The 21844-nt window shown below is 54.8% G+C and carries 19 protein-coding genes and 3 pseudogenes; 9 read left to right on the forward strand and 13 right to left on the reverse strand.

Going from position 1 to position 21844, the window contains the following annotated elements; genetic code table 11:
- Nucleotides 1-28 precede the first annotated feature (28 nt).
- On the reverse strand, nt 29-1036 hold the full coding sequence (locus tag H4F65_RS14520; RefSeq protein ID WP_039320201.1) for an ABC transporter substrate-binding protein: 1008 nt from the start codon (nt 1034-1036) through the stop codon (nt 29-31).
- A 445-nt stretch (nt 1037-1481) separates the two neighbouring features.
- On the opposite strand from H4F65_RS14520, the gene H4F65_RS14525 reads away from it, so the two are divergent.
- The 7 genes from H4F65_RS14525 to aguA all read left to right on the forward strand — a co-directional run bounded on the left by H4F65_RS14525 (nt 1482) and on the right by aguA (nt 8199).
- Nucleotides 1482-2360: an energy transducer TonB gene (locus H4F65_RS14525; RefSeq protein WP_010281561.1), complete on the forward strand. Its 879-nt coding sequence runs from the start codon at nt 1482-1484 to the stop codon at nt 2358-2360.
- A 10-nt stretch (nt 2361-2370) separates the two neighbouring features.
- Nucleotides 2371-3087, forward strand: coding sequence for a MotA/TolQ/ExbB proton channel family protein (locus tag H4F65_RS14530; RefSeq protein WP_010281558.1), 717 nt, complete (start codon nt 2371-2373; stop codon nt 3085-3087).
- A 1-nt stretch (nt 3088) separates the two neighbouring features.
- Complete coding sequence (locus H4F65_RS14535; protein ID WP_010281556.1) at nt 3089-3490, forward strand: ExbD/TolR family protein; 402 nt, start codon at nt 3089-3091, stop codon at nt 3488-3490.
- A gap of 21 nt (nt 3491-3511) precedes the next feature.
- Nucleotides 3512-5107 carry an ABC transporter permease gene (locus tag H4F65_RS14540; protein WP_010281554.1) on the forward strand — a complete coding sequence of 532 codons (1596 nt, stop codon included), beginning with the start codon at nt 3512-3514 and terminating at the stop codon, nt 5105-5107.
- Between the two features lie 17 nt (nt 5108-5124).
- Complete coding sequence (locus H4F65_RS14545) at nt 5125-5883, forward strand: ABC transporter ATP-binding protein (protein WP_010281552.1); 759 nt, start codon at nt 5125-5127, stop codon at nt 5881-5883.
- A gap of 324 nt (nt 5884-6207) precedes the next feature.
- Complete coding sequence (gene aguB / locus H4F65_RS14550) at nt 6208-7092, forward strand: N-carbamoylputrescine amidase (protein WP_010281551.1); 885 nt, start codon at nt 6208-6210, stop codon at nt 7090-7092.
- Between the two features lie 3 nt (nt 7093-7095).
- Nucleotides 7096-8199, forward strand: a complete 1104-nt coding sequence (aguA, locus tag H4F65_RS14555; protein ID WP_010281548.1) for an agmatine deiminase — start codon at nt 7096-7098, stop codon at nt 8197-8199.
- Nucleotides 8200-8336: 137 nt separating this feature from the next.
- On the opposite strand, the gene tpiA is transcribed toward aguA, so the two are convergent.
- Nucleotides 8337-9104, reverse strand: coding sequence for a triose-phosphate isomerase (gene tpiA, locus H4F65_RS14560; RefSeq protein ID WP_010281546.1), 768 nt, complete (start codon nt 9102-9104; stop codon nt 8337-8339).
- Between the two features lie 165 nt (nt 9105-9269).
- Nucleotides 9270-9869, reverse strand: a complete 600-nt coding sequence (locus tag H4F65_RS14565; protein ID WP_010281542.1) for a YiiQ family protein — start codon at nt 9867-9869, stop codon at nt 9270-9272.
- 237 nt (nt 9870-10106) lie between these two features.
- Between H4F65_RS14565 and H4F65_RS14570 the strand changes: the two genes are divergently transcribed.
- Nucleotides 10107-10529 (forward strand): DUF805 domain-containing protein, encoded by a 423-nt coding sequence (locus H4F65_RS14570; protein WP_010281540.1) that lies wholly within the window; start codon nt 10107-10109, stop codon nt 10527-10529.
- Nucleotides 10530-10547: 18 nt separating this feature from the next.
- On the opposite strand, the gene fpr is transcribed toward H4F65_RS14570, so the two are convergent.
- From fpr to H4F65_RS14590, 4 genes are all read right to left on the reverse strand, one after another.
- Nucleotides 10548-11294: a ferredoxin--NADP(+) reductase gene (fpr, locus tag H4F65_RS14575; protein ID WP_010281538.1), complete on the reverse strand. Its 747-nt coding sequence runs from the start codon at nt 11292-11294 to the stop codon at nt 10548-10550.
- Nucleotides 11295-11411: 117 nt separating this feature from the next.
- Nucleotides 11412-12431: a class II fructose-bisphosphatase gene (gene glpX, locus H4F65_RS14580; protein WP_010281536.1), complete on the reverse strand. Its 1020-nt coding sequence runs from the start codon at nt 12429-12431 to the stop codon at nt 11412-11414.
- Between the two features lie 255 nt (nt 12432-12686).
- On the reverse strand, nt 12687-14198 hold the full coding sequence (gene glpK / locus H4F65_RS14585; protein ID WP_039320207.1) for a glycerol kinase GlpK: 1512 nt from the start codon (nt 14196-14198) through the stop codon (nt 12687-12689).
- 53 nt (nt 14199-14251) lie between these two features.
- A complete protein-coding gene (locus H4F65_RS14590) occupies nt 14252-15091 on the reverse strand; it encodes an MIP/aquaporin family protein (RefSeq protein WP_010281531.1) in 840 nt (279 codons plus the stop codon).
- A gap of 569 nt (nt 15092-15660) precedes the next feature.
- Here H4F65_RS14590 and zapB point away from each other — a divergent pair.
- Complete coding sequence (gene zapB, locus H4F65_RS14595) at nt 15661-15900, forward strand: septal ring assembly protein ZapB (RefSeq protein WP_010281529.1); 240 nt, start codon at nt 15661-15663, stop codon at nt 15898-15900.
- 118 nt (nt 15901-16018) lie between these two features.
- Here the strand turns inward: zapB and rraA are convergent, their stop codons facing one another.
- From rraA to cytR, 6 genes and pseudogenes are all read right to left on the reverse strand, one after another.
- Entirely contained in the window at nt 16019-16504 is a 486-nt protein-coding gene (gene rraA / locus H4F65_RS14600) for a ribonuclease E activity regulator RraA (protein ID WP_010281528.1), read from the reverse strand.
- A gap of 134 nt (nt 16505-16638) precedes the next feature.
- On the reverse strand, nt 16639-17556 hold the full coding sequence (locus H4F65_RS14605; RefSeq protein ID WP_010281522.1) for a 1,4-dihydroxy-2-naphthoate polyprenyltransferase: 918 nt from the start codon (nt 17554-17556) through the stop codon (nt 16639-16641).
- Between the two features lie 144 nt (nt 17557-17700).
- On the reverse strand, nt 17701-19032 hold the full coding sequence (gene hslU, locus H4F65_RS14610; protein ID WP_010281519.1) for an HslU--HslV peptidase ATPase subunit: 1332 nt from the start codon (nt 19030-19032) through the stop codon (nt 17701-17703).
- A 9-nt stretch (nt 19033-19041) separates the two neighbouring features.
- Nucleotides 19042-19573 (reverse strand): annotated as a pseudogene (gene hslV, locus H4F65_RS14615) (ATP-dependent protease subunit HslV).
- A gap of 87 nt (nt 19574-19660) precedes the next feature.
- A pseudogene (ftsN, locus tag H4F65_RS14620) lies at nt 19661-20517 on the reverse strand (cell division protein FtsN); the annotation flags it as partial.
- An 88-nt stretch (nt 20518-20605) separates the two neighbouring features.
- A pseudogene (cytR, locus tag H4F65_RS14625) lies at nt 20606-21625 on the reverse strand (DNA-binding transcriptional regulator CytR).
- Nucleotides 21626-21844: the final 219 nt, after the last annotated feature.

A 21844-nucleotide genomic window follows, 5' to 3' on the forward strand; every position in this document is an offset into this window, starting at 1 on the left:
TACGTGGTCTATAATTTGGGGGAATAAATTACTGAGTGGCTTTTAGATAAGAATCATCCAGCCATTTATCGACATCAAAAGGTTGCCGAATAAGACGTGATTCATAGGCTAATGTGACGGCGCGTTTTAATTTTTCCACAAAGGCTGGATCCAATTCGGGTGAAAGACGCTCGGTTAATGGCGGCAATGTATCCCATTCGACGCGTAATATATTTTCCGGATAACCTGATTGGGTGGCTAAGAGTCGAATAAACTCATCTTTATTTTTCTCATCGCTGGCCCAGTTTGCTGCTTCTCGTTGGACTTTGACCAAGCGGCGCAGAATATCCTCGTTGCCTTTAGCAAATTTCTCATCGACCAGCAGGAAGCCGCTGAGCTGGCCTGCGCCGTCGAGGTCACGGCTCGACAGCGGAATGTCCGCCAGCCCTTTATCCCGCAGCGAAAGCGTATTGCTGCCACCCCAGGTAGCGTCAATCTGCCCAGCGGCTAACGCCGCGCTGGCTGCCGCAAAATCGAGATTGATTAGCTTCACATCAGAAGGCTTCAGGCCCTGTGAATCGAGCGCGCTAACGAAGGACAGCTCGCCCGCTGTTCCGCGAAAGATACCAATACGTTTGCCTTTCAAGTCGGGGATTTTCTCAATACCGGAGCCTTTCGCTACCGCCAGATAATGGTTGATGCCGCGTGATGCCACGGCGATCACGCGCGTATCCAGACCGCGAGAGCGACCGATAATGCTGGCTAAATCGCCCAGATAGGCCACGTCAACCTGATGGTTGCCAAACGCTTCGTTGATGACGGGGCCTGCGCCTTTGATGAATGTCCAACGGACGCTGATCCCGTCTTTGCTGAATTCGCGCTCCAGCAGCTTCTGGCTGTGAATGACGTCAAGCAGGCCGCCGCCGCTGGGCTTTGTGCCTGCGCCAATGTCTGGTGCGGCAATACGAATTTCAGTAATCGCCGATGTAATGCCTGACCAGGCCATACCCATTGCCAATAAGCCGGTCACTAACCATTTTCGTCCTGATGTTGTCATTTCTTGCCCGCCAGTGATGAGGTGTTTGAATGTGAGTGTGTGAATATCAATGTTGTTATTGCGCCGGTTTAGCACGGCGTCATCTCGTTGCAGAACCACATTTAAAGGCTTGGCAATAAACTGACTAATACAAAAAAAGCATTATTATTTTTAGTAAATAGCTAAATCAGCATTCATCGCTTATTTCATCACTATGCAACGAACGAAAAAAAACTATTCCAACTATGCATTAGCCTATCGGGACTTATTACCTTTAGTTTGTCGTTAGACGATGAATGCCATTATCTTTCCAATTAAATAAATATCGATATACAGATACATACGTTGACTTTATTAAGCGCTCGAGAAGAATCGATTATTCCAACGCTATTTCAGGTCATCTATCCATGACGCCTGCAATGTGAAGTATGACGGGTATAAATAAACACGGTCAGGAGCACATACCATGACGGAATTACTCTATGCGGGAGCGGCGTCAGGATCCCGGTCTTATTCACCGGAGCCGACTCCGCACGCCAGCCGGGTGAGCGGCGTCGTGCAGCCGCGCTTGCCGACGTTGAGTACGACGGTTTCGTCCCGACCGGAACGCTGGCTGGCGGTGGTCGCGACGTTGCTATTGCACGCGGCGGTACTGGCGTTATTCAACAGCGCATCGACACCGCCCGTTACGGTACCTGCCCGGCCACAGCCTGTTAGCGTCGAGCTGGTTGCTGCGGTTGCCGAACCAGTGCCGCAACCCCAACCTGTCGAACCTGAACCTATTGAGCCTGACGTCGTAACGCCACCGCCGGAACTCGTTCCGCCGCCCGTGGACAAGCCAGTGGATGACAACGCGCTGTTGCCGCCAGTGCCCGAGAAAAAAGAACCTGAGAGAAAAGCGCCTGAGAAAAAGCCGGAACCTGCGCCGAAAAAGGTCGCGGTGAAAAAGAATCCGCCCGCACCGACGCCAAAATCTCAGGCTGAAACGGCATCGGCCACAGCCCCGATAACACCTGCTCCGGTGGCGCAAAAGGCGGTCGCGCAGCCCGTTGACGCGCCGTTGACGCCGCCGCTCGCGAATGCTGACTACCTGCACAATCCCGCACCGTCTTATCCCGACGTGGCGATTAGTCGTGGTTATGAAGGCACCGTGTTGTTGAACGTGCAGGTGCGTGCCGACGGCAAGGTGCAAACCATTCGTATCCATCAATCAAGCGGCTATCCCTCGCTGGACGACGCCGCCAGAGACACGGTGCGGCGCTGGTCTTTCGTTCCGGCGCGCCGCGGCAGTCAGCCGGTTAGCGGCTGGGTGGTTGTTCCCGTCGATTTTTCGCTAAATTCATGAGGTATTGGTTATGACGCTCGGACACATTGAACTCTTTTCTGCGGAAGGCGCAGTGATTCTTTTGCTGCTGTTGTTTTCTCTCGTCACCTGGGGACTGGGGCTACTGAAATTCGTCCAATATGGACGGGCGCAGCGGCGCGATCGCCGCTTTCGTGCCGCCTTCTGGCAGCAGGATGACGTCAGCCAGACGCCAGAAACCAGCGCAAAACAGCCCGGTTCCCTCGCCAATCTGGCGCTGGCCGCGGTCAAAGCGCCGGAACGGATCAGCGGACAGCTTGCTCTGAATATTCATCTGCCCGATCGGGTTGAGCGTGCGCTGCAACAGCAGATTCAGCGTGAACGCCGTTCGCTGGAAAGCGGACTGGCAGTTCTGGCGAGTATCGGCAGCACGTCACCGTTTATCGGCCTGTTTGGTACCGTTTGGGGCATTATGGCGGCGTTGCAGGAGATTGGGCTTTCTGGTTCTGCTAGCCTCGACACCGTTGCGGGGCCGATTGGCAACGCGCTGATTGCGACCGGAATCGGGATTGCCGTCGCGGTTCCTGCGGTACTGATCTACAACTACTTTTTACGTCGCCTCAAGCTGGCTGTCGCAGACATGGATGACTTCGCCCATGATGTTTACAGCGTGATGCAGGCGCATGATTTTCATGTCAGCACGTTTCATACCAGCGCTGAACCATCGGCCGCTGCTTTCTCCGTGAAGAACCTGAGAGAGGTGGTCTGATATGGCGTTTACCTCGCGTAATGATGAAGACGTCATGAGTGAAATGAATATCACGCCGCTCGTGGACGTCATGCTGGTGCTGCTGGTGGTGTTTATTGTTACCGCGCCGATGTTGACGAATGCCATTCCGATTCAACTGCCGAAAACGTCGGCGGTGGCACCAGCCGATCGCGCCGATCCGGTAGTGATTAGCATTGATGGCGAGCAGCGCGTCTTCATCAATAAAGAAAGTCTGGCACGCGAACAGCTGGTGCCGCGCCTGCAACAGGCTAAAGCGGGTAATGCGGACTTGGTGGTGCAGGTGCAGGCGGACAAAGAGGCGAATTACGGTGCTGTCGCCGCGCTGCTGGCCGATGTCGAGCAGGCGGGGATTACGCGTCTATCCCTGCTAACGCAGAAATAACGTAGCCGGATACCGACGATCATGATGCCCAAATACCCGTCGCGGATACACTCCGCCCCTGACGTTTCGCTGACCGCCACGCTGTCGGCGGGATATTCCGCGTTGGTCATTTCATTAGTCGTGCCGCTGCTGGTCCTTGCTGGCTGGTGGCTTGCCAGCCGTCACGGGTGGATGTCTGAACAAATCCTGCCTTCGCCGCTGGCGGTTATCGATAGCGCACGGGCTTTTATCCCCGAAGAGTTGATTCATCAGCTGCCTATCAGCCTGATACGGCTGGTGATTGGCTTTAGCGGTGGGATCGCGCTGGGTCTGGTGCTCGGCAGCCTGTTTGGCCTGAATCGCCGGTTGAATGCGCTGTTTATGCCGCTCTTCACCGTCATCGCGCAGGTCCCGACGCTGGCCTGGATTCCGCTTTTGATGCTGTCACTGGGCATCGGTGAGGCGCTGAAACTGGTAGTGCTGGTGAAATCGGTAACGGTGCCGGTGACGCTTTATACCTGCGCGGGTATCCAACAGACGCCACAAAAACTGCATGAAATGGCGCGTAGCCTGCGTTTACCGCCCGCCGCCTTCCTGCGTTACCTGATTCTGCCTGCGATGCTGCCGTATGTGATGACGGGCATTCGGCTGGCGTTTTCTACCGGATGGGTCGCCTTGATCGCGGTCGAGCTACTCGCATCCAGCGAAGGGCTGGGCTATCTGCTGGTACAAAGCCGCCAGCTATTTATGCTGGATTTGGTGTTCGTCTGCATTCTGATTATTGGCGTACTGGGGTTTGCCGGGGAGCGCGTGCTGCTGAAGTTGGAGCGTCGTTGGATTCACTGGCCCGCGCCAGTGCTGGGGCGAGATAGCCTGAGCACTGCGTTGCCGAGCCTGTCGCTGACGCCTTGGTTAGCGCCATTAGTACTGGTTGCGCTGTGGCAGGTGAGCAGTGTGCACGAGTGGGTGAACGTGGCCTTTCTTCCTGCACCGAGCAGCGTGATCGACGCGCTGTGGACAGGGCTGGTTCAGGGCGGGCTGTCGGTCGATCTCCATGCCAGCCTGCTGCGTGCGCTACAGGGCTTTGTGCTGGGCAGTGCGATCGGCGTGCTGGTCGGTGCGTTACTTGGCGGTTGGCGTATCACCGACAGACTGTTTAATCCGGCGCTGTCCGCACTGCGCTGCGTGGCGCTATTCGCCTGGCTGCCGCTGATCACCGCCTGGTTTGGTTTAGGGGAGAGCGCCAAAATCGTGTTTATCGCCGTCGCGGCGTTCTTTCCTGTGATGCTGGCAACCCGTCAGGGGATCGCCCAGCTTCCGCCTGCGCTACTGGAAGTGGCGCAGGTTCTGCGTCTGACGCCAGTGCAGACGCTTCGCACATTGATACTGCCCAGCGTATTGCCACCGCTGTTTTCCGGCCTGCGGCTGGCGCTGATGCATGCGTGGACGGGCGCGATTGGCGCAGAATATTTCATGCCGTCGGGAGAAGGATTGGGCGGCATGATGATTCGCGCACAGCAGTTGCTTGAATCCGATCGCATCATGGCGGGCGTGGTGCTGATTGCCGCGGTGGCCGCGCTGTTTTCCCGATTGATTACCTTGTCTGAACGTCGGCTGACCCGCTGGCGCTTTGCGTGACCGTTAACGGAGAATCTATGTCCCTGCATTTTCAGCACATTACTAAACATTTTACCGTCAACGGCGCGCCGCTGACGGTGTTACAGGACATCGATCTGTCGTTGCAGGCTGGAGAACTGGTTGCGGTCATCGGTGCCAGCGGCTGTGGTAAATCGACGCTGCTGCGTTTGGCAGCCGGGATTGATACCACAGAGCGTGGGCGCATTCTGATTGGCGAACGGCCTGTGCAGGGTATTCCCGATGATGTCAGTCTGGTGTTTCAGGAGCCACGCCTGTTTCCGTGGCTCACCGTGACGGACAATATTCGCCTCGGTATGCTCAACCTAGATCTTTCTCCTGCGGAAGTGACGCACCGTATTGCACACTATCTCCAGATGATGGGGTTGGAGGGCTTTGCCGACGCATGGCCGCACCAGCTGTCGGGAGGAATGGCACAGCGCGTGGCGATCGCTCGTGGGCTGGTGTCGACGCCGCGTATTCTCTTGTTGGATGAACCCTTTGGGGCGCTGGATGCGCTGACTAAACAGCAGTTGCAGGAGCGTCTGGCGGAGATTCGCCAGCAAACAGATTTGACGATCCTGCTGGTGACACACGATGTGGAAGAGGCGGTTTTTCTGGCGGACAGCGTGGTGGTGATGTCGCCCCGACCTGGCCGGATTAGCAGGATTCTGCCGATAAATCTCACTTATCCCCGCGACCGAACCAGCACTGCATTGTTGGAGCAACGACAAGCGGTCAGTCAGGCGCTACATCAGACGGATACCGTTGAAGCCTGATGCTGTTGCCTACTGCTTTCTCTCAATCTTAATCATCGATAGAAACCGCCGTGGAAAAGGCGGTTTTTCTTTTCTGCTCGTCACGCGAGATCATTCATTTTCAGCATAGTGAAGTCTCGTCATTAACTGGCATAATGCGCATGTCATTTTCGGTCAATACCTTAACAGGATATTCCTATTGGGCATGCGTAGGCGTGTTGTCCTACACTCGTTAAGGCCGCGCCGGTTAGTGCCGATGCATAATCGTGACCGAGAGAAACACTTATTGCCGATACTTGCCGGTAAGAAAGGGCGGGTATATATCGTTATTATTGAGGTTTTCGCATGAAAAAAGTTACCGTTGCCGCAACACAAATGGCGTGTTCCTGGGATCTGCCCAAGAATATCGAAAACGCTGAAAAACTGGTGCGACAAGCGCATGCAAAAGGCGCGCAGGTTATCCTGATTCAGGAACTGTTTGCCGCACCGTATTTCTGTATCGATCAAAGCCCGGAGCACTATGCGCTGGCGCAGGAGCTGGAAACCAGCCCGCTGATTAAGCATTTTTCAGCACTGGCGGCGGAGCTGAACGTGGTGTTGCCGTTGAGCTTCTTTGAACGTGCCAATAACGCCTATTACAACTCGCTGGTGATGATTGACGCGGACGGCACTGTGCTGGACGTTTATCGCAAAACGCATATTCCGAACGGTCCGGCGTATCAGGAGAAGCAATTCTTCATTCCGGGCGATACCGGCTTTAAAGTCTGGCAGACGCGCTACGCGAAAATCGGCGTGGGCATTTGCTGGGATCAGTGGTTCCCAGAAACCGCCCGCAGTCTGGCGTTGCAGGGCGCAGAGCTGATTTTCTATCCGACCGCGATTGGTTCTGAACCGGCTTACCCGGACATCGACAGCCAGCCGCACTGGACTCGCGTTCAGCAAGGTCATGCCGCCGCGAATCTGGTACCGGTGATCGCTTCCAACCGTATCGGTACTGAAGCCAGCAAATACATCGATGGTCTGGAAATGACGTTCTACGGTTCGTCCTTTATTGCCGACCAAACGGGTGCGCTGCTGGCTCAGGCCAACAAGACAGATGAAGCGATTCTGGTGCATGAATTCGATTTAGAAGCTATTGCTGCTCAGCGTGCGTCATGGGGCCTGTTCCGCGACCGTCGCCCGGAAATGTACGGCACCATTGCCAGCTCAGACGGCAAGACCCGGAGATAAGTGATGTCACAGTTAGCTACCCCTCATCTCACGACGCCACATCAGGATGGTTTTGCGATGCCCGCCGAGTGGGCGCCGCATGATGCCGTGTGGATGATTTGGCCGTATCGGACCGACAACTGGCGTGAGCGGGGCGTTCCGGCGCAGAAAACGTTCGCGCGCGTCGCGGAAGCCATCGCCCAAAACACGCCGGTGATTATGGGCGTGCCCGCACGCTACATGGCGGATGCGCAAAAAGTGATGCCGGTGAACGTCACGCTGGTGGAAATGGAAAGCGACGACGCCTGGATGCGAGACACTGGCCCAACCATCGTACTGAATTCAGAGGGTGAGCGTCGGGGTATCGACTGGCAGTTCAATGCCTGGGGCGGCGAGCTGGGCGGTCTGTACGAAGACTGGCGTCAGGATGAGAAAGTTGCGGCACAGGTGTTGGACTATCATCAGGCTGCACGTTATGCCGCACCGCTGATTTTGGAAGGCGGCTCGATCCATGTCGATGGTGAAGGCACGCTGCTGACTACGGCGGAATGCTTGCTCAATCCGAACCGTAACCCGCACCTGAGTAAGGCAGAAATCGAACAGCTGATGCGTGATTACCTCAGCATCTCGACGATTATCTGGCTGGAAGAGGGCGTGTACAACGACGAAACCGACGGGCATATCGATAACATGTGCTGCTTCGTCCGTCCCGGTGAAGTCGCGCTGCATTGGACGGATGATGAAAACGATCCGCAGTATGCACGCTCCGTCGCGGCCTATGAGGTACTGTCGGCCGCGCGGGATGCGCAAGGGCGTGAGCTGAAAATCTGGAAACTGCCTGCACCCGGCCCGCTGCATGCGACCAAAGAGGAAGCGCAGGGCGTGGACAGCGGCGATGCGATTGAACGCCTTGCTGGCTCGCGTCTGGCTGGGTCTTACGTGAATTTCCTGATCAGCAACCAGCAAATTATTTTCCCGCTGCTGGATGAGAAGACGGATGACGTTGCACGCGATCTGCTGCAACAGATGTTCCCTGGCTATCTGATTAGCGGCGTGCCTGCGCGGGAAATCCTGCTGGGCGGGGGAAATATTCACTGCATTACGCAGCAAATCCCTGCGGCGAAGTAACGGTTGAGCCGTTAACTGACGGTTTAAAAAGAAGGGTGACGGATAGGGATATCCGTCATAAAAAAAGCCGGTTGGCGCAATAGCGTGAACCGGCTTTTTGATTAGACGAACCTTTGTCCGCCCATTTTCGATAAAGCTTAGCCGCGTTTAGCGTCGGCTGCTGCTTTCACGATGACAGCAAAGGCGTCAGCTTTCAGTGATGCACCGCCAACCAGCGCGCCGTCGATGTCCGGCTGGGTGAACAACTCGGCAGCATTCGCCGCATTCACCGAACCGCCGTACTGGATGATCACTTGTTCCGCAACGGCCGCATCTTGCTTGGCGATGTGGTCACGGATGAATTTGTGAACAGCCTGAGCCTGTGCTGGGGTTGCAGATTTGCCGGTACCGATAGCCCATACAGGTTCGTAGGCGATAACGGTGTTTTCAAATGCTTTCGCGCCCAGCGTGTTCAGCACGGCGTCCAGTTGACGTGCACAGACGGCTTCCGTCTGGCCCGCTTCGTTTTCTGCTTCGGTTTCGCCAATGCACAGCACCGGAATCAGGCCCGCGTCTTTCAGCACGCCAAATTTCTTCGCAATGAATTCATCGCTTTCTTTGTGGTAGGTGCGGCGCTCAGAGTGGCCGATGATGATGTATTTCGCGCCGATGTCTTTCAGCATCTCGGCAGACGTTTCGCCGGTGAAAGCGCCGGAAAGGTTCACGTCAACGTTCTGCGCGCCCAGCGCAATACGGCTGCCGGCCAGTTGGTGATTAGCTTGGTCGAGGTAGATAGCCGGTGGTGCAATCGCTACGCCACAGCCGTCAACGGTGCTGAGCTCTTTACGCAGGCCCGCGATCAGTTCGTTGACCATGTGAGTGCTGCCGTTCAGCTTCCAGTTACCCATAACTAATGGATGTCGCATCTTTTTTCCTCCAGCCGGAATCGCGAATGAATCAATATGTTAATAAATCAAGGTGTTAATAAACCAATGCATAAATTTTACTGCCGTCAGGCAATATGACCTGCCCACAGTATAGAGACGAAATGTGACCGTGGCTCTGTTTTTCGTCATTAATTACTGTGTTGATCACGGTTCAGATAGCGTTAGCTTAATCGGTTCAACAGCAAAAGTTAGCCCTTTTTCACTATCATCTGCAACAACATAGCGCAAGGCTCCTTCCGTTTGCTGATAAAAGCGCTGTCCTTTGCCTTTTTCCAGCAGTCCGGTGACTTTTTTCACACTCTGTTCTTCCGTCAGTGACGGTGCGAACGTGCGTGCCAGTGCCGCCATATAGTCGATAGCCTGCTTACGGCGCGCCGCAGTTTCTTGTTCGCTCTGCGGCTGCGGCAGCCAGGTAATTTGCAGCGTTTTGATTTTCCCGGTGCCTTTCTCCAGTGCGGTTGAGGCATAGAGGTGGTCGTTGATCCGGCTGGCGGCGCGGGTCAACATGCTGGAGATATTACCGGTGTCGACAACCCGAAATTCGCCAATCGGCAGCGCCGGATTGCTCAGATTGTAGCGAGAGCGGAACTGCGTGATGGTTTGATCGAAGGTAGGGGCACCAGCCAACAGATACGGCGCATTGGCTGAGGGTTTAGGCGGGAACGTCGGATCGGCACCCGCGTGAGTCTGGTACAGCACCAGCGATGATAAAACCAAAAGTGAAGCGATGCGTTTTCGTGTCATAGGGATTCGGGTCAGCCACTTCAGAAGATGTCCAGGCCGATAACGGCAGAATACGTTTGATTAAAGCGGCATTTGTACGTCGTTGTCAAAAATAGTACATCGTTGTGAGAAATCGCACGTGGCTGACAAAAATCGCGTAAAGATTACGGGCAACTGTCTCGGTTGAGGTAAAATCAGCCAGCGTAAAATACAGATTAATTCGGCCAGACAGGCCGACAATTCAGGGCGTTATCGTTAATGACATTACAGCAGTGGTGCTTCTCGTTTAAAGGCCGAGTCGGTCGTCGTGATTTCTGGCTTTGGATGGCTATTTGGGTCGCGCTGATGGCGGTGCTGTTTACGCTATCCGGCCAAAGCTGGCTGGATACGCAATCGACGGCGTTTGGTTTGGTGGTATTGCTGTGGCCGACGGCGGCGATCATGGTGAAACGGCTGCACGACCGTAATAAGAGCGGCTGGTGGGCGCTGCTGCTAGTGGTAGCGTGGATGTTGGCTTCGGGGAATTGGACGATGTTCTCATCTATCTGGCAGTGGGGCATTGGCCGCTTCCTGCCGATCCTGATTGTCGTGATGACGCTGCTTGACTGCGGTGTTTTTCTGGGAACAAAAGGGGAAAACCGCTTTGGAGCAGCGGCGGAGCCGTTTCGTTTCCGCCGCTGATTAACAACGAACCGCCGTTTACCAATAGTTTTCGGCAGTCATATGACCGGGTCTGCGACGCAGGTGCTTGGTCATTTGGCGCTCTTCTTTCAACAACAGCTGCGTGTCGCGTACCATCTGCGGGTTGCCGCACAGCATGACGTGGCTTGTTGCTGCATCCATCGGCAGGCCTACGGCGGCCTCCAGCGTACCGCTGCTGATAAGCTGGGGAATGCGGCCCGTCAGCGAGCCCGTTTCTTCTTCCCGACTGACGACCGTTTGAATACGCAGTTGACCGTGGTAGCGCTGCTGTAATTGCTGCATTAGCGGCAGATAGCTCAGATCGCGTGAGAAGCGGGCGGCGTGAACCAGCACGATATTCTTAAAACGCTCCAGACCCTTGCCTTCCTGAAGAATTGACAGATAAGGGCCGATGCCTGTCCCTGTTGCCAGCATCCACAGCGTTTCGCAATCAGGCACTTCTTCCAGTACGAAAAAGCCCGCAGCCTCTTTGACGATCAGGACGTCTGAGCCGGGCTGCAACGCATGCAGATGCGGGCTGAGCTTACCTTCTGGCACTGTCACCAGGTAGAACTCGAGCGTGGGATCGCTGGGCGCATTCACGTAGGAATAAGCGCGCTGCACCTTCTCGCCATCAATCTCCAGCGCCAGTTTGCCATACTGCCCGGCAGTGAATGCATCGGTGGGCGCGTGAACCCGAATGCTAAACAGACTTTCTGTCCAGTTTTCTACCTGAACTACCTTGCCTGTCACCCATTCAGCCATATGTTGTTGCTCCTGTTGCTTGCATTAGACGCTGCTATTTTTGCATGTAAGTCGTGCATCTACGATACGCCATTTATTAACAACTGTGAAACAATCCGTCAGTCGGGCAGTGGCCTGCTACAGCAGGAATTCGTGCAGCGTACGATCCTTACGATCCTTACGATCCAAATAGTGAGTTGATTTAATCCGGCGGATCGTGCGGGATTTGCCGCGGATCAGCAGCGTTTCGGTTGTTGCCATATTGCCTTTACGCGCGATCCCGTCCAGCAAATCACCTTTGGTAATGCCGGTCGCGGAGAAAATCACGTTATCGTTGCGCGCCATGTCATCAAGCTTGAGGACGCCACCGGCTTCGATGCCCATTTGGCGGCAGCGTGCCAGCTCGTCTTCACCGATACGGCAGTTTTCAGCGCTATCGCCTTTGACCTGATGACGAGCGAGCAAACGCCCCTGCATGTCGCCATCAAGCGCGCGGATAACGGCTGCTGAAATCACGCCTTCTGGCGCGCCGCCGATGCCGTACAGCACGTCAACTTCGCTGTCTGGCATGCAGGTGAGGATGGATGCCGCTACGTCGCCGTCTGGAATCGCGAACACTTTCACACCCAACTGCTGCATGTCCGCGATACAGGCATCGTGGCGCGGTTTAGCGAGTATAGTGACCGTTAACTGGCTCAGCGGTTTACCCAGCTTCAGTGCGACATTACGTAGGTTGTCCGCCAGCGGGAGGTTGAGGTCAATCGCGCCTTTTGCCTCGGGGCCGACAATCAGCTTTTCCATGTACATGTCTGGCGCGTGCAAAAACGTACCTTTTTCGCCAACGGCCAGCACGGCCAGCGCGTTCGCCTGACCCATTGCCGTCATCCGCGTGCCTTCAATCGGATCGACAGCGATGTCTACGGCATCGCCCTGACCGGTACCGACCTGTTCGCCGATGAACAACATAGGCGCTTCGTCGATTTCCCCTTCGCCGATGACAATCTGACCGTTGATATTGACCTGATTCAGCATGATGCGCATTGCCTGTACGGCAGCATTGTCGGCGGCATTCTTGTCGCCACGACCTAACCACTTATAGCCTGCCAGCGCGGCTGCTTCGGTGACGCGCGAGAACTCGATGGCTAATTCACGTTTCATAAATACCTGTCTGTTGTCGTTCGGGAAAGAAGTGGCCTTATGTTAGCCACTTAAGCCTGGATTTAAGGGAAACGCGGTGATGAGGTTCCCGAAGGGACGCCTCGCACCGTGGTCGCCCCGGTATCTCGGTTCTTAAACGATCAACATTAGGATATAGGCGAGGATTTTATCACAACGGGGGGAAGAGGGAGGTTGAACGGTAGGGAAAAAACGGGCGCGACAGGCGCGCCCGATGTGGACAGATGCGTTGGCGGATTACGCGTCGTGATCTTCCCAGTTACGGGCACGAGCCACGGCTTTCTGCCAGCCGCTGTAGCGAATGTTACGCTCTACGGTTTCGATGCTAGGGCGGAATTCACGCTCAATAGTCGCTTTGCTCTTCACTTCATCCAGATCGTTCCAGAAGCCCGTCGCTAAGCCCGCCAGGAAAGCCGCACCCAGCGCGGTGGATTCACGTACTTCCGGACGTTCCACACGCGTGCCGAGAATATCGGACTGGAACTGCATCAGGAAGTTGTTGGCGACCGCACCGCCGTCGACACGCAGCGCTTTCAGGCGGGTATCGGCGTCTGCCTGCATGGCATCCAATACATCGCGGGTCTGGAAGGCAATCGATTCCAGCGTCGCACGGATGATGTGGTTAGCATTCACACCACGGGTCAGACCGAAGATCGCGCCACGGGCATACGGGTCCCAATAAGGGGCACCTAAACCGGTGAAGGCAGGGACGACATAAACGCCGTTAGAATCCTTCACTTTCGTCGCGAAATATTCGGAGTCCATTGAGTCGCCGATCAGTTTCAGCTCGTCACGCAGCCATTGGATGGAGGCACCGCCAACGAACACGGAGCCTTCCAGCGCGTAGTTCACTTCGCCGCGTGGGCCACAGGCGATGGTGGTCAGCAGGCCGTGTTTAGACAGCACCGCTTCTTTACCGGTATTCATCAGCAGGAAGCAGCCGGTGCCGTAGGTGTTTTTCGCCATGCCTGGATTGACGCAAAGCTGGCCGTACAGCGCCGCCTGCTGGTCACCCGCGATACCGGCGATAGGAATACGCGTGCCGCCTTTACCACCAATGTTGGTCTGGCCGTAGATTTCTGAAGACGCGCGCACTTCTGGCAGCATTTCGCGCGGGATATCCAGCGCTTCCAGCATGCGGGTGTCCCATTCCAGCGTATGAATGTTAAACAGCATGGTACGGGAGGCGTTGGTGTAATCCGTTACGTGAACACGCCCTTGCGTCATTTTCCAAATCAGCCAGGTATCGATGGTACCAAACAGCAGCTCACCGCGTTTGGCGCGCTCGCGAGAGCCTTCAACGTGATCCAGAATCCATTTCACCTTGGTGCCGGAGAAGTAGGGATCCACCACCAGACCGGTGGTGTTGCGCACGTACTCTTCCAGACCGTCTTTCTTCAGCTTTTCGCAAATTTCAGCGGTACGGCGACACTGCCAGACGATGGCGTTATAAATCGGCTTGCCGCTCTCTTTTTCCCATACGACGGTGGTTTCACGCTGGTTGGTGATACCAATGCCCGCGACTTCATCCGCGCTGATATCGGCTTTAGCCAGCACTTCGACCAGCGTTGAGCTCTGTGTGGCCCAAATTTCCATCGGGTCGTGCTCTACCCAGCCCGCTTTTGGATAGATCTGAGTGAATTCACGCTGTGAAACGCTAACGATATTCGCATCGTGATCCAGTACGACGGCGCGGGAGCTGGTTGTGCCCTGATCGATTGCGACAATGTATTTTTTTTCCGGGTTCATAAATCCAATCCTGTAATGATTAACCGTGAAATAGGATGGTCGTGGCGTTAAGTTTAACGGCTTTCACGACGCGTGGTAGCTTCTGCCTCGGGTTCACACACATCGCATGGCAGATTGCGGCCAATCAGTGCGCGATAACCGAAGGCACCCAGACAGGCACCGATAATGGGGCCGAAGACAGGAACCAGGAAGTAAGGAATTTCGCGTGCGCCGGTGAAGGCCACGTTGCCCCAGCCCGCCAGGAAAGCGAACAGCTTAGGACCAAAGTCACGCGCCGGGTTAAGGGCGAAGCCGGTCAGTGGTCCCATCGACGCACCGATAACAGCAATCAGAATACCGATCAGCAGGGGAGCGAGTGGCCCGCGTGGGATACCGTTGCCGTCGTCGGTCAGCGCCAGAATCAGGCACATCAGGATGGCAGTGATGACGGTTTCAACCAGCAGCGCCTGCATGACGGAAATGTGTGGGTTCGGATACGTTGAGAAAATGCCCGCTAAATTCAGGCTCTCCGTACTGCCGCGCACCATATTGTTGGTTTGTTCAAAATCCACAAACAGATTGTAATACAGCCCGTAGACCAGTGCGGCGGCACAAAATGCCCCCGCAATCTGCGCCACAATGTAAGGCACCACTTTGCGTCCATCGAAGCAGGCAAACAGCCACAGGGCGATAGTGACGGCTGGGTTGAGGTGAGCGCCGGAAATGGCAGCAGTCAGATAGATTGCCATCGCAACCCCCAGACCCCAAATGATGCTGATCTCCCACTGTCCGAAGCTGGCTCCCGCCAGTTTCAAGGCGGCGACACAGCCGACACCGAAGAAAATCAGCAGGCCAGTGCCGAGAAATTCGGCGATACACTGGCCTTTTAGCGTTGAACGTTCTGCTTGGCTCATATTTTTTTCCTGCTGGGTAACGTACAGAGTGGTAGGTCTAAGGATACCGTGGGGGCATCCTCTGTTTTAAATGTATTTATGATGTGAATTTATCGTTAATGCTCGAAAACGAGAAATATCGAAATTAAAATGTGTGTTGTGCGTCAAGAAAATGAGCGTATTCGCTTATAAAATGACTCGCAGTGACTTTTCGCCCACGATTGATAGTAACGCTCAGGTTAAATTTATTAACACAATTGGAGTAATGGGGAAGCGAACAGGAGTAGTTTTCAGTTTACGCCGCTCATGTTTCCGTTTCGGCTGTCCGTTTTTCAGTTTGTACTGCCTATTTTTCAGTTTGTACTGATAGTGTTACGTAAGAAAAGCTGCCACACTCGCGTAGTGGGGGATGTGCGCTAGACAGGTGGCGGTTGGCTACATACAATTTCGCTATGGTCTATCTTGCCAGCCGTCCCGCGGTCAGGATTATGTTTACGGGCGGATGGCGACACCGTTGGGTGTTGGTTACAGAGTCCGAAAGCCAGCGTTAACCGATCTTTGCCTTGTTGCGATTAAAAGGGGTTTGAAGAATGTCATTTGAAGTGTTTGAAAAGCTGGAAGCGAAAGTTCAGCAGGCGATTGATACCATCACGCTGTTGCAAATGGAAATTGAAGAGCTGAAAGAGCAGAACAACGCGTTGTCGCAGGATGTGCAGGCGGCAGCGGGTTCACGTGAAGCGCTGGTGCGCGAGAACGAGCAGTTGAAAGAAGAACAAGTGGTATGGCAAGAACGCCTGCGCGCGCTGTTAGGCAAAATGGAAGAAGTCTAATAGGACTTGCTGGCTCAGACGAAGGAACGGCTTATCGATTGAGCCAAATAAAAAAGGGCGTCTATCGCCCTTTTTTGTGCTGATGTCACCGCAATAAAAACGCGGGAATTCAACGATATTATTCAATATCCAGCGGGTCTTCCGCCAAAATAATACCGGTATTATCGGCATACAGATGGTCACCGGAGAAGAAGGTGACGCCACCGAAGTTGACGCGAATATCGCTCTCGCCGATGCCTTCGCTACCTGCGCCGACCGGAATTGCTGCCATCGCCTGAATACCGATATCCAGCTCAGCCAAATCGTCAACCTGACGCACCGCGCCATAAACGACAATGCCTTCCCACTCGTTTTGCGTCGCCAGCCGGGCGATTTCCGCGTTGATCAACGCGCGACGCACCGAGCCGCCGCCATCAACCAGAAGCACGCGCCCAAGGCCGTTCTCTTCAAGGAGATCGAACAGCAGGCCGTTATCCTCAAAACATTTCACCGTGGTGATCTTGCCACCAAATGAAGTACGCCCGCCAAAATTAGAGAACAGAGGCTCAACAACATTCACCTCTTCGTGGTAGATATCGCACAGTTCGGAAGTATCGTATTTCATAGGATTAACGTCTGTTTGCCGCCGGAATCATGAGTATATCCCTTTCTGGCGGCTGTTGGCAAAATCATCAAATGTTAACTTGATGCGTATCAGTAAATACGCACCACTTTTCGCCCGCGCTCACTTTACCCGCACTAACTCAATATCACGCCAACGGCGAACAGAATGTTGGTCAGCAGCGCGCCTTTCACCGTTTTTTCCAGCATCGGACGCATACTGAATGCGCTGGTTTCACGCAGCACATAGCGCGCCTGCTGAATCAGCAACGGGAGCGCCAGAATAAAGAGCCAGCCCGCCAGGCTGTGCAGATAAAACGTGGCAAACAGACCGAGACAAACCGGTGCCAGCAACAGCAGCATCGTGTGATAGAAGCGCGCTTTTTCCGCACCAAGACGTACTGCCAGCGTGTTCTTTCCGCTGATGCGATCGTTGTCGATATCGCGCAGGTTGTTGATGTTCAGCACCGCCGTCGCCAACAGACCGCAGGCCGTCGCAGGCAGCATCACGATGCTGTCGAAATGGCCGGTTTGCAGATAATACGACCCCGCGACGCTGAGCCAGCCGAAAAAGATCAGCACTGAGATATCGCCGAGTCCGATATAGCCGTAGGGCTTGTTACCGACGGTATAGGTGATGGCGGCGAAAATCGCCAGCAGCCCCAGAATCAGGAAACCAAAGATATCCGCTGGCTTTTCACACGCCAGAATCACCAAGCTCACGCCGGAAATGATGGTGAGCACCACGGTCACGATTAGCGCATTGCGCAGCTGCGTCAGCGTAATCGCCCCGGTCTGGATGCCGCGCAACGGCCCGATGCGTTCCTCGGTATCGCTGCCTTTTATCGCATCCCCATAGTCGTTCGCCAGATTGGAAAGGATTTGCAGCAGTCCGGCGGTTAACAACGCCAGTAATGCTACGCCCGGTTTAAAGCTGCTATGCCAGCTCGCGATCGCCGAGCCGGTGACGATGGACGCAAAAGCTAATGGCAACGTCTTTGGACGCAGGCTATCCAGCCAGGCTTTGGTTTTGCTGCTATGGGTCGATAAGGTCATGGTGTGCTTCAATTTTATTGACGATTCAATTGCGTGAATCATCCGTTTATAAACAAGAAAAGTCAGTGATGGCGGCGTCAGAAACAAAAGTGGGAGGCCAACGCCTCCCACTTTATCGTTAATCGTGCGATCCGCGAAAACGGATTATAAGATAAATCGACTCAGATCTTCATCTGCTACTAATTCATCCAGATGATTACGTACGTAATCTGCGTCAATGGTAACGCTTTGACCGTTCATTTCGCTGGCGTCGTAAGACACGTCTTCGATCAAACGCTCCATCACGGTATGCAGACGGCGTGCGCCGATATTTTCGGTGCTTTCGTTGACCTGCCAGGCGGCTTCGGCAATACGGCGGATACCATCGGCGGTGAACGAAATATTTACGCCTTCTGTCGCCATCAGCGCTTTGTACTGCTCGGTCAGCGAGGCGCTCGGTTCGGTCAGGATGCGCTCGAAATCTTCCGTGGTCAGCGCCTGCAACTCTACGCGAATCGGCAGACGCCCCTGCAATTCTGGAATCAGATCGGACGGGCTGGCAACCTGGAACGCACCGGACGCGATAAACAGGATGTGGTCAGTTTTGACCATGCCGTGTTTGGTGGACACGGTGCAACCTTCAACCAGCGGCAGCAGGTCGCGCTGAACGCCTTCACGGGACACATCCGGGCCGGAGCTTTCGCCACGCTTACAGATTTTGTCGATCTCATCGATGAACACGATACCGTGTTGCTCAACGGCTTCAATCGCCTGCTGTTTCAGCTCTTCCGGGTTCACCAGCTTGGCGGCTTCTTCTTCTATCAGCAGCTTGAAGGCATCTTTAATTTTGACCTTACGGGCTTTCTGCTTCTGTCCTGCCAGATTCTGGAACATGGACTGGAGCTGGTTGGTCATTTCTTCCATGCCTGGAGGAGCCATGATCTCTACGCCAACGGGGGCGGCTGCCAGATCGATCTCGATCTCTTTGTCGTCCAACTGGCCTTCACGCAGTTTCTTGCGGAATGCCTGACGTGCAGCGGAAGGTTCCTGCGTGCTTTCTGATTGTCCCCAGTTGTTTTTCGCCGGAGGAATCAGTACATCCAGAATGCGGTCTTCCGCCATCTCTTCCGCACGGAAGCGGTTTTTTTCGATGGACTGAAGGCGCACCATTTTGATCGCGGAATCCGTCAGATCGCGGATGATGGAGTCAACTTCTTTACCTACGTAGCCCACTTCGGTGAATTTAGTGGCTTCCACTTTGATGAACGGCGCATTGGCGAGCTTCGCCAGACGGCGAGCGATTTCGGTTTTACCGACGCCGGTCGGACCGATCATGAGAATATTTTTAGGCGTCACTTCATGACGAAGTGCTTCGTCCAACTGCATGCGGCGCCAGCGGTTACGCAGCGCGATGGAAACAGCGCGTTTCGCTTTATGCTGGCCGATGATATAGCTGTCGAGTTCGCTGACTATCTCGCGCGGGGTCATTTCAGACATAGTTGATCCTTACGCCTTGGAGGCTAATTCTTCTATCGTGTGGAACTGGTTGGTGTAGATACAGATGTCGCCAGCAATCCCCAGAGATTTCTCGACGATATCACGCGCACCCAGCTCGGTGTTTTCCAGTAAAGCACGCGCGGCAGCCTGTGCATAAGGACCGCCGGAACCAATCGCGATCAGATCGTTTTCAGGCTGCACGACATCACCATTACCGGTAATGATCAGCGAGGCATTTTCGTCCGCAACGGCTAACAGGGCTTCCAGCTTGCGTAGCATACGGTCAGTACGCCAGTCTTTCGCCAGCTCGACGGCAGCTTTCACCAGATGACCCTGATGTAATTCCAGCTTGCGCTCAAAAAGCTCAAAAAGGGTGAAGGCATCCGCCGTGGCCGCCTGCGAAACCGGCGATGACGCGGTCATGGTAGAGACGACGCACTTTACGCACGTTGCCTTTCATCACGGTGTTGCCCAGAGTGGCTTGTCCATCACCGCCAATGACCACCTGGCCGTTGCGGCGTACGCTTACAATTGTTGTCACGAGTCAGTCCCCGTTTGAAGAAAAAGATCCCCGCATGATTCGGGGCACATTGAAGTTATAGATGGGGGAAGGCGTGGGGTTTTTCAACCCCCCGCTGGCAAGAGGAATACAGTTTGATGCGCCCGCGCCTTAAGACGTTGGATCATGCTATCTGCGGCAGCACGGTTGTTATAAGGCCCAAGCATAATACGGTTCCAGCCGCCGTTAGAGGTGATGCGGCTTTCGATACCGGCAAACGCCAGCTGTGCTCTGACCGATTCGGCAGGATCCATGGTTTTGAAGGAGCCACATTGGATCGCCCAGCGCTGGGTTTCTCGGCTTTTGGCGCTTCAGGCTGTTTGACCGGCTGTTGCTTCGGTGCTTCCTGTTTTGCTGCTTCATGTCTCGGCACAACAGGTGTCGTTTGCGTGACCGCAGGTGCGCGTGTGGCGGGTTGCGTTGTTACGACAGGCGGCTGCTGCATCGATTGGGTCGGCGGCTTGATTGTCACCTGAGAGCGCGGAACCTGCGTCTGGTCGTTATACGGCACTTCGGAAAGCTGCGTTGGCTGACGACGCATATCAGACTGCATCTGTTCCAGCAGCTGGCGCTGTTCGTCCGTCAACTGCACTGGCGACTGAATTTCGCCACCCGCGGAAGGCTCCGTTGGCGTCGTGACGCCCAACTGACGATTTTCCAGTTCTTTGATGTAGCGCCAGCGTTCTTCCGGTTTGGGGGGCAGCCCGTTACCTTTGCCTGCATTCTGATGCGGCAGGACGGGTGAATCGTCCGGTTTATTATGGGCGATAAAGTACAGACCGGCCCGCGAAGGTGACCAAAACGGCAACAGCGAGTGCGATCATCGTTTTGGACGGCACCTGAAGCCTTGCCTTTTTTCCGGCTATTTGTCGTTTCCGGCGCGTCCCTGATGAACGTCCCCGGCTCACGTAGTCTCTTTGTGCCACTGTCGTTTCGCTGTGAATTGATAGGTAAATAATATAATTAGGGGGTCATGTTACTGAACCCTCAAATATTTGACCAGCACCTGAAGTCTTAAAGCCTGTTACGGGCGTAATTCGGCGCGGCGACGCTGTCCGCGTATGACCAGCTCACTGGACAACAGACGGGAACCGCTTTGTACCGTGTTACCTTGCAACTGCTCTAAGAGTAGCAGCATTGCCTCGCGTCCGATCTGATAACGAGGCTGGGGCGACAGAAGTTAGAGGCGGCCAGCTGTACTGCGCCTGTTTCGATATCATCGAAACCGATAATTGAGAGGTCGCGCGGGATATCCAGCCCCATCTTTCTGGCCTGCGCCAGCACGCCCAGCGCCATGAGATCGCTATGACAGAAGACTGCACTGGGCGGCTGAGGATGTTGCATCAGCGCAATCAGGCCGTTTATCCCGGTTTCGTAGGTGAAATCGCCCCGAAAGATATACTGATTATCGATAAGAATCCCGTTGCGGCGCAGGGCCTGAATATATCCCTGGAGGCGATATTGGGCTCAGGTGCATGTGCTCTGGCCCCGCAATGCAGGCGATGCGTTGATGACCGCCTGATACAGATAGTGTACGGCTTCAAAGGCGGCGGTCAGGTTTATCGATATGCACGGTGGGTAGCGCCAGATCCGGTGAGAACTCATTCGCCATCACCATCGGCCGGCAGATTACGCTGCTCTTCCTGGCCTGCGTCAAACGGCAGATTAGAGCCGAGTAACAGCATGCCGTCGATCTGTTTGGTAATAATCAGGTCGACAAAGGTTTTTTCTTTCTGATGCTGGTGAGCACAATCGCCAATCAACACCAGATAGCCGTGTTCGGCTGCCGTTTCCTCGATCCCGCGAAATATTTCGGAGAAATAAGGATCGCAGATATCCGGGACGATTCGTCCAGGATCGTGCGCGATTCGTTACGCTTGAGATTCCTTGTTGAGTGCGTGAGGCGAATAGCCAACGGCGGATGACAGCCTGCTCGACCTTCCTACGGGTGGTCGCAGAGACTTTCTCTGGGTTCATTAACGTTCGGGATACGGTCGCGGTGGAAACGCCCGCTTCATCCGCCACGTCTTTCATCGTCGCCGTGGGTGACGCCTTTCTTCTGCTTCAACGCTTTTCTCCTTGCGTCAGCGTTAACTGGCGCTGACTGTCAGCAGAACGCCCCTGTCTACTGACTTTCTATGATTACGGGTAACGCTTTTTGGGGACGGTATGCCGATGGAACGGCCGCTATAACCTGAGTACACGATCTGACCTCAGTAAACGGCTGGCCTCAGCATACGGCCTACGCAGACA

It is taken from the genome of Pectobacterium brasiliense (genome assembly GCF_016950255.1).
Classification (GTDB): Bacteria; Pseudomonadota; Gammaproteobacteria; order Enterobacterales; family Enterobacteriaceae; genus Pectobacterium; species Pectobacterium brasiliense.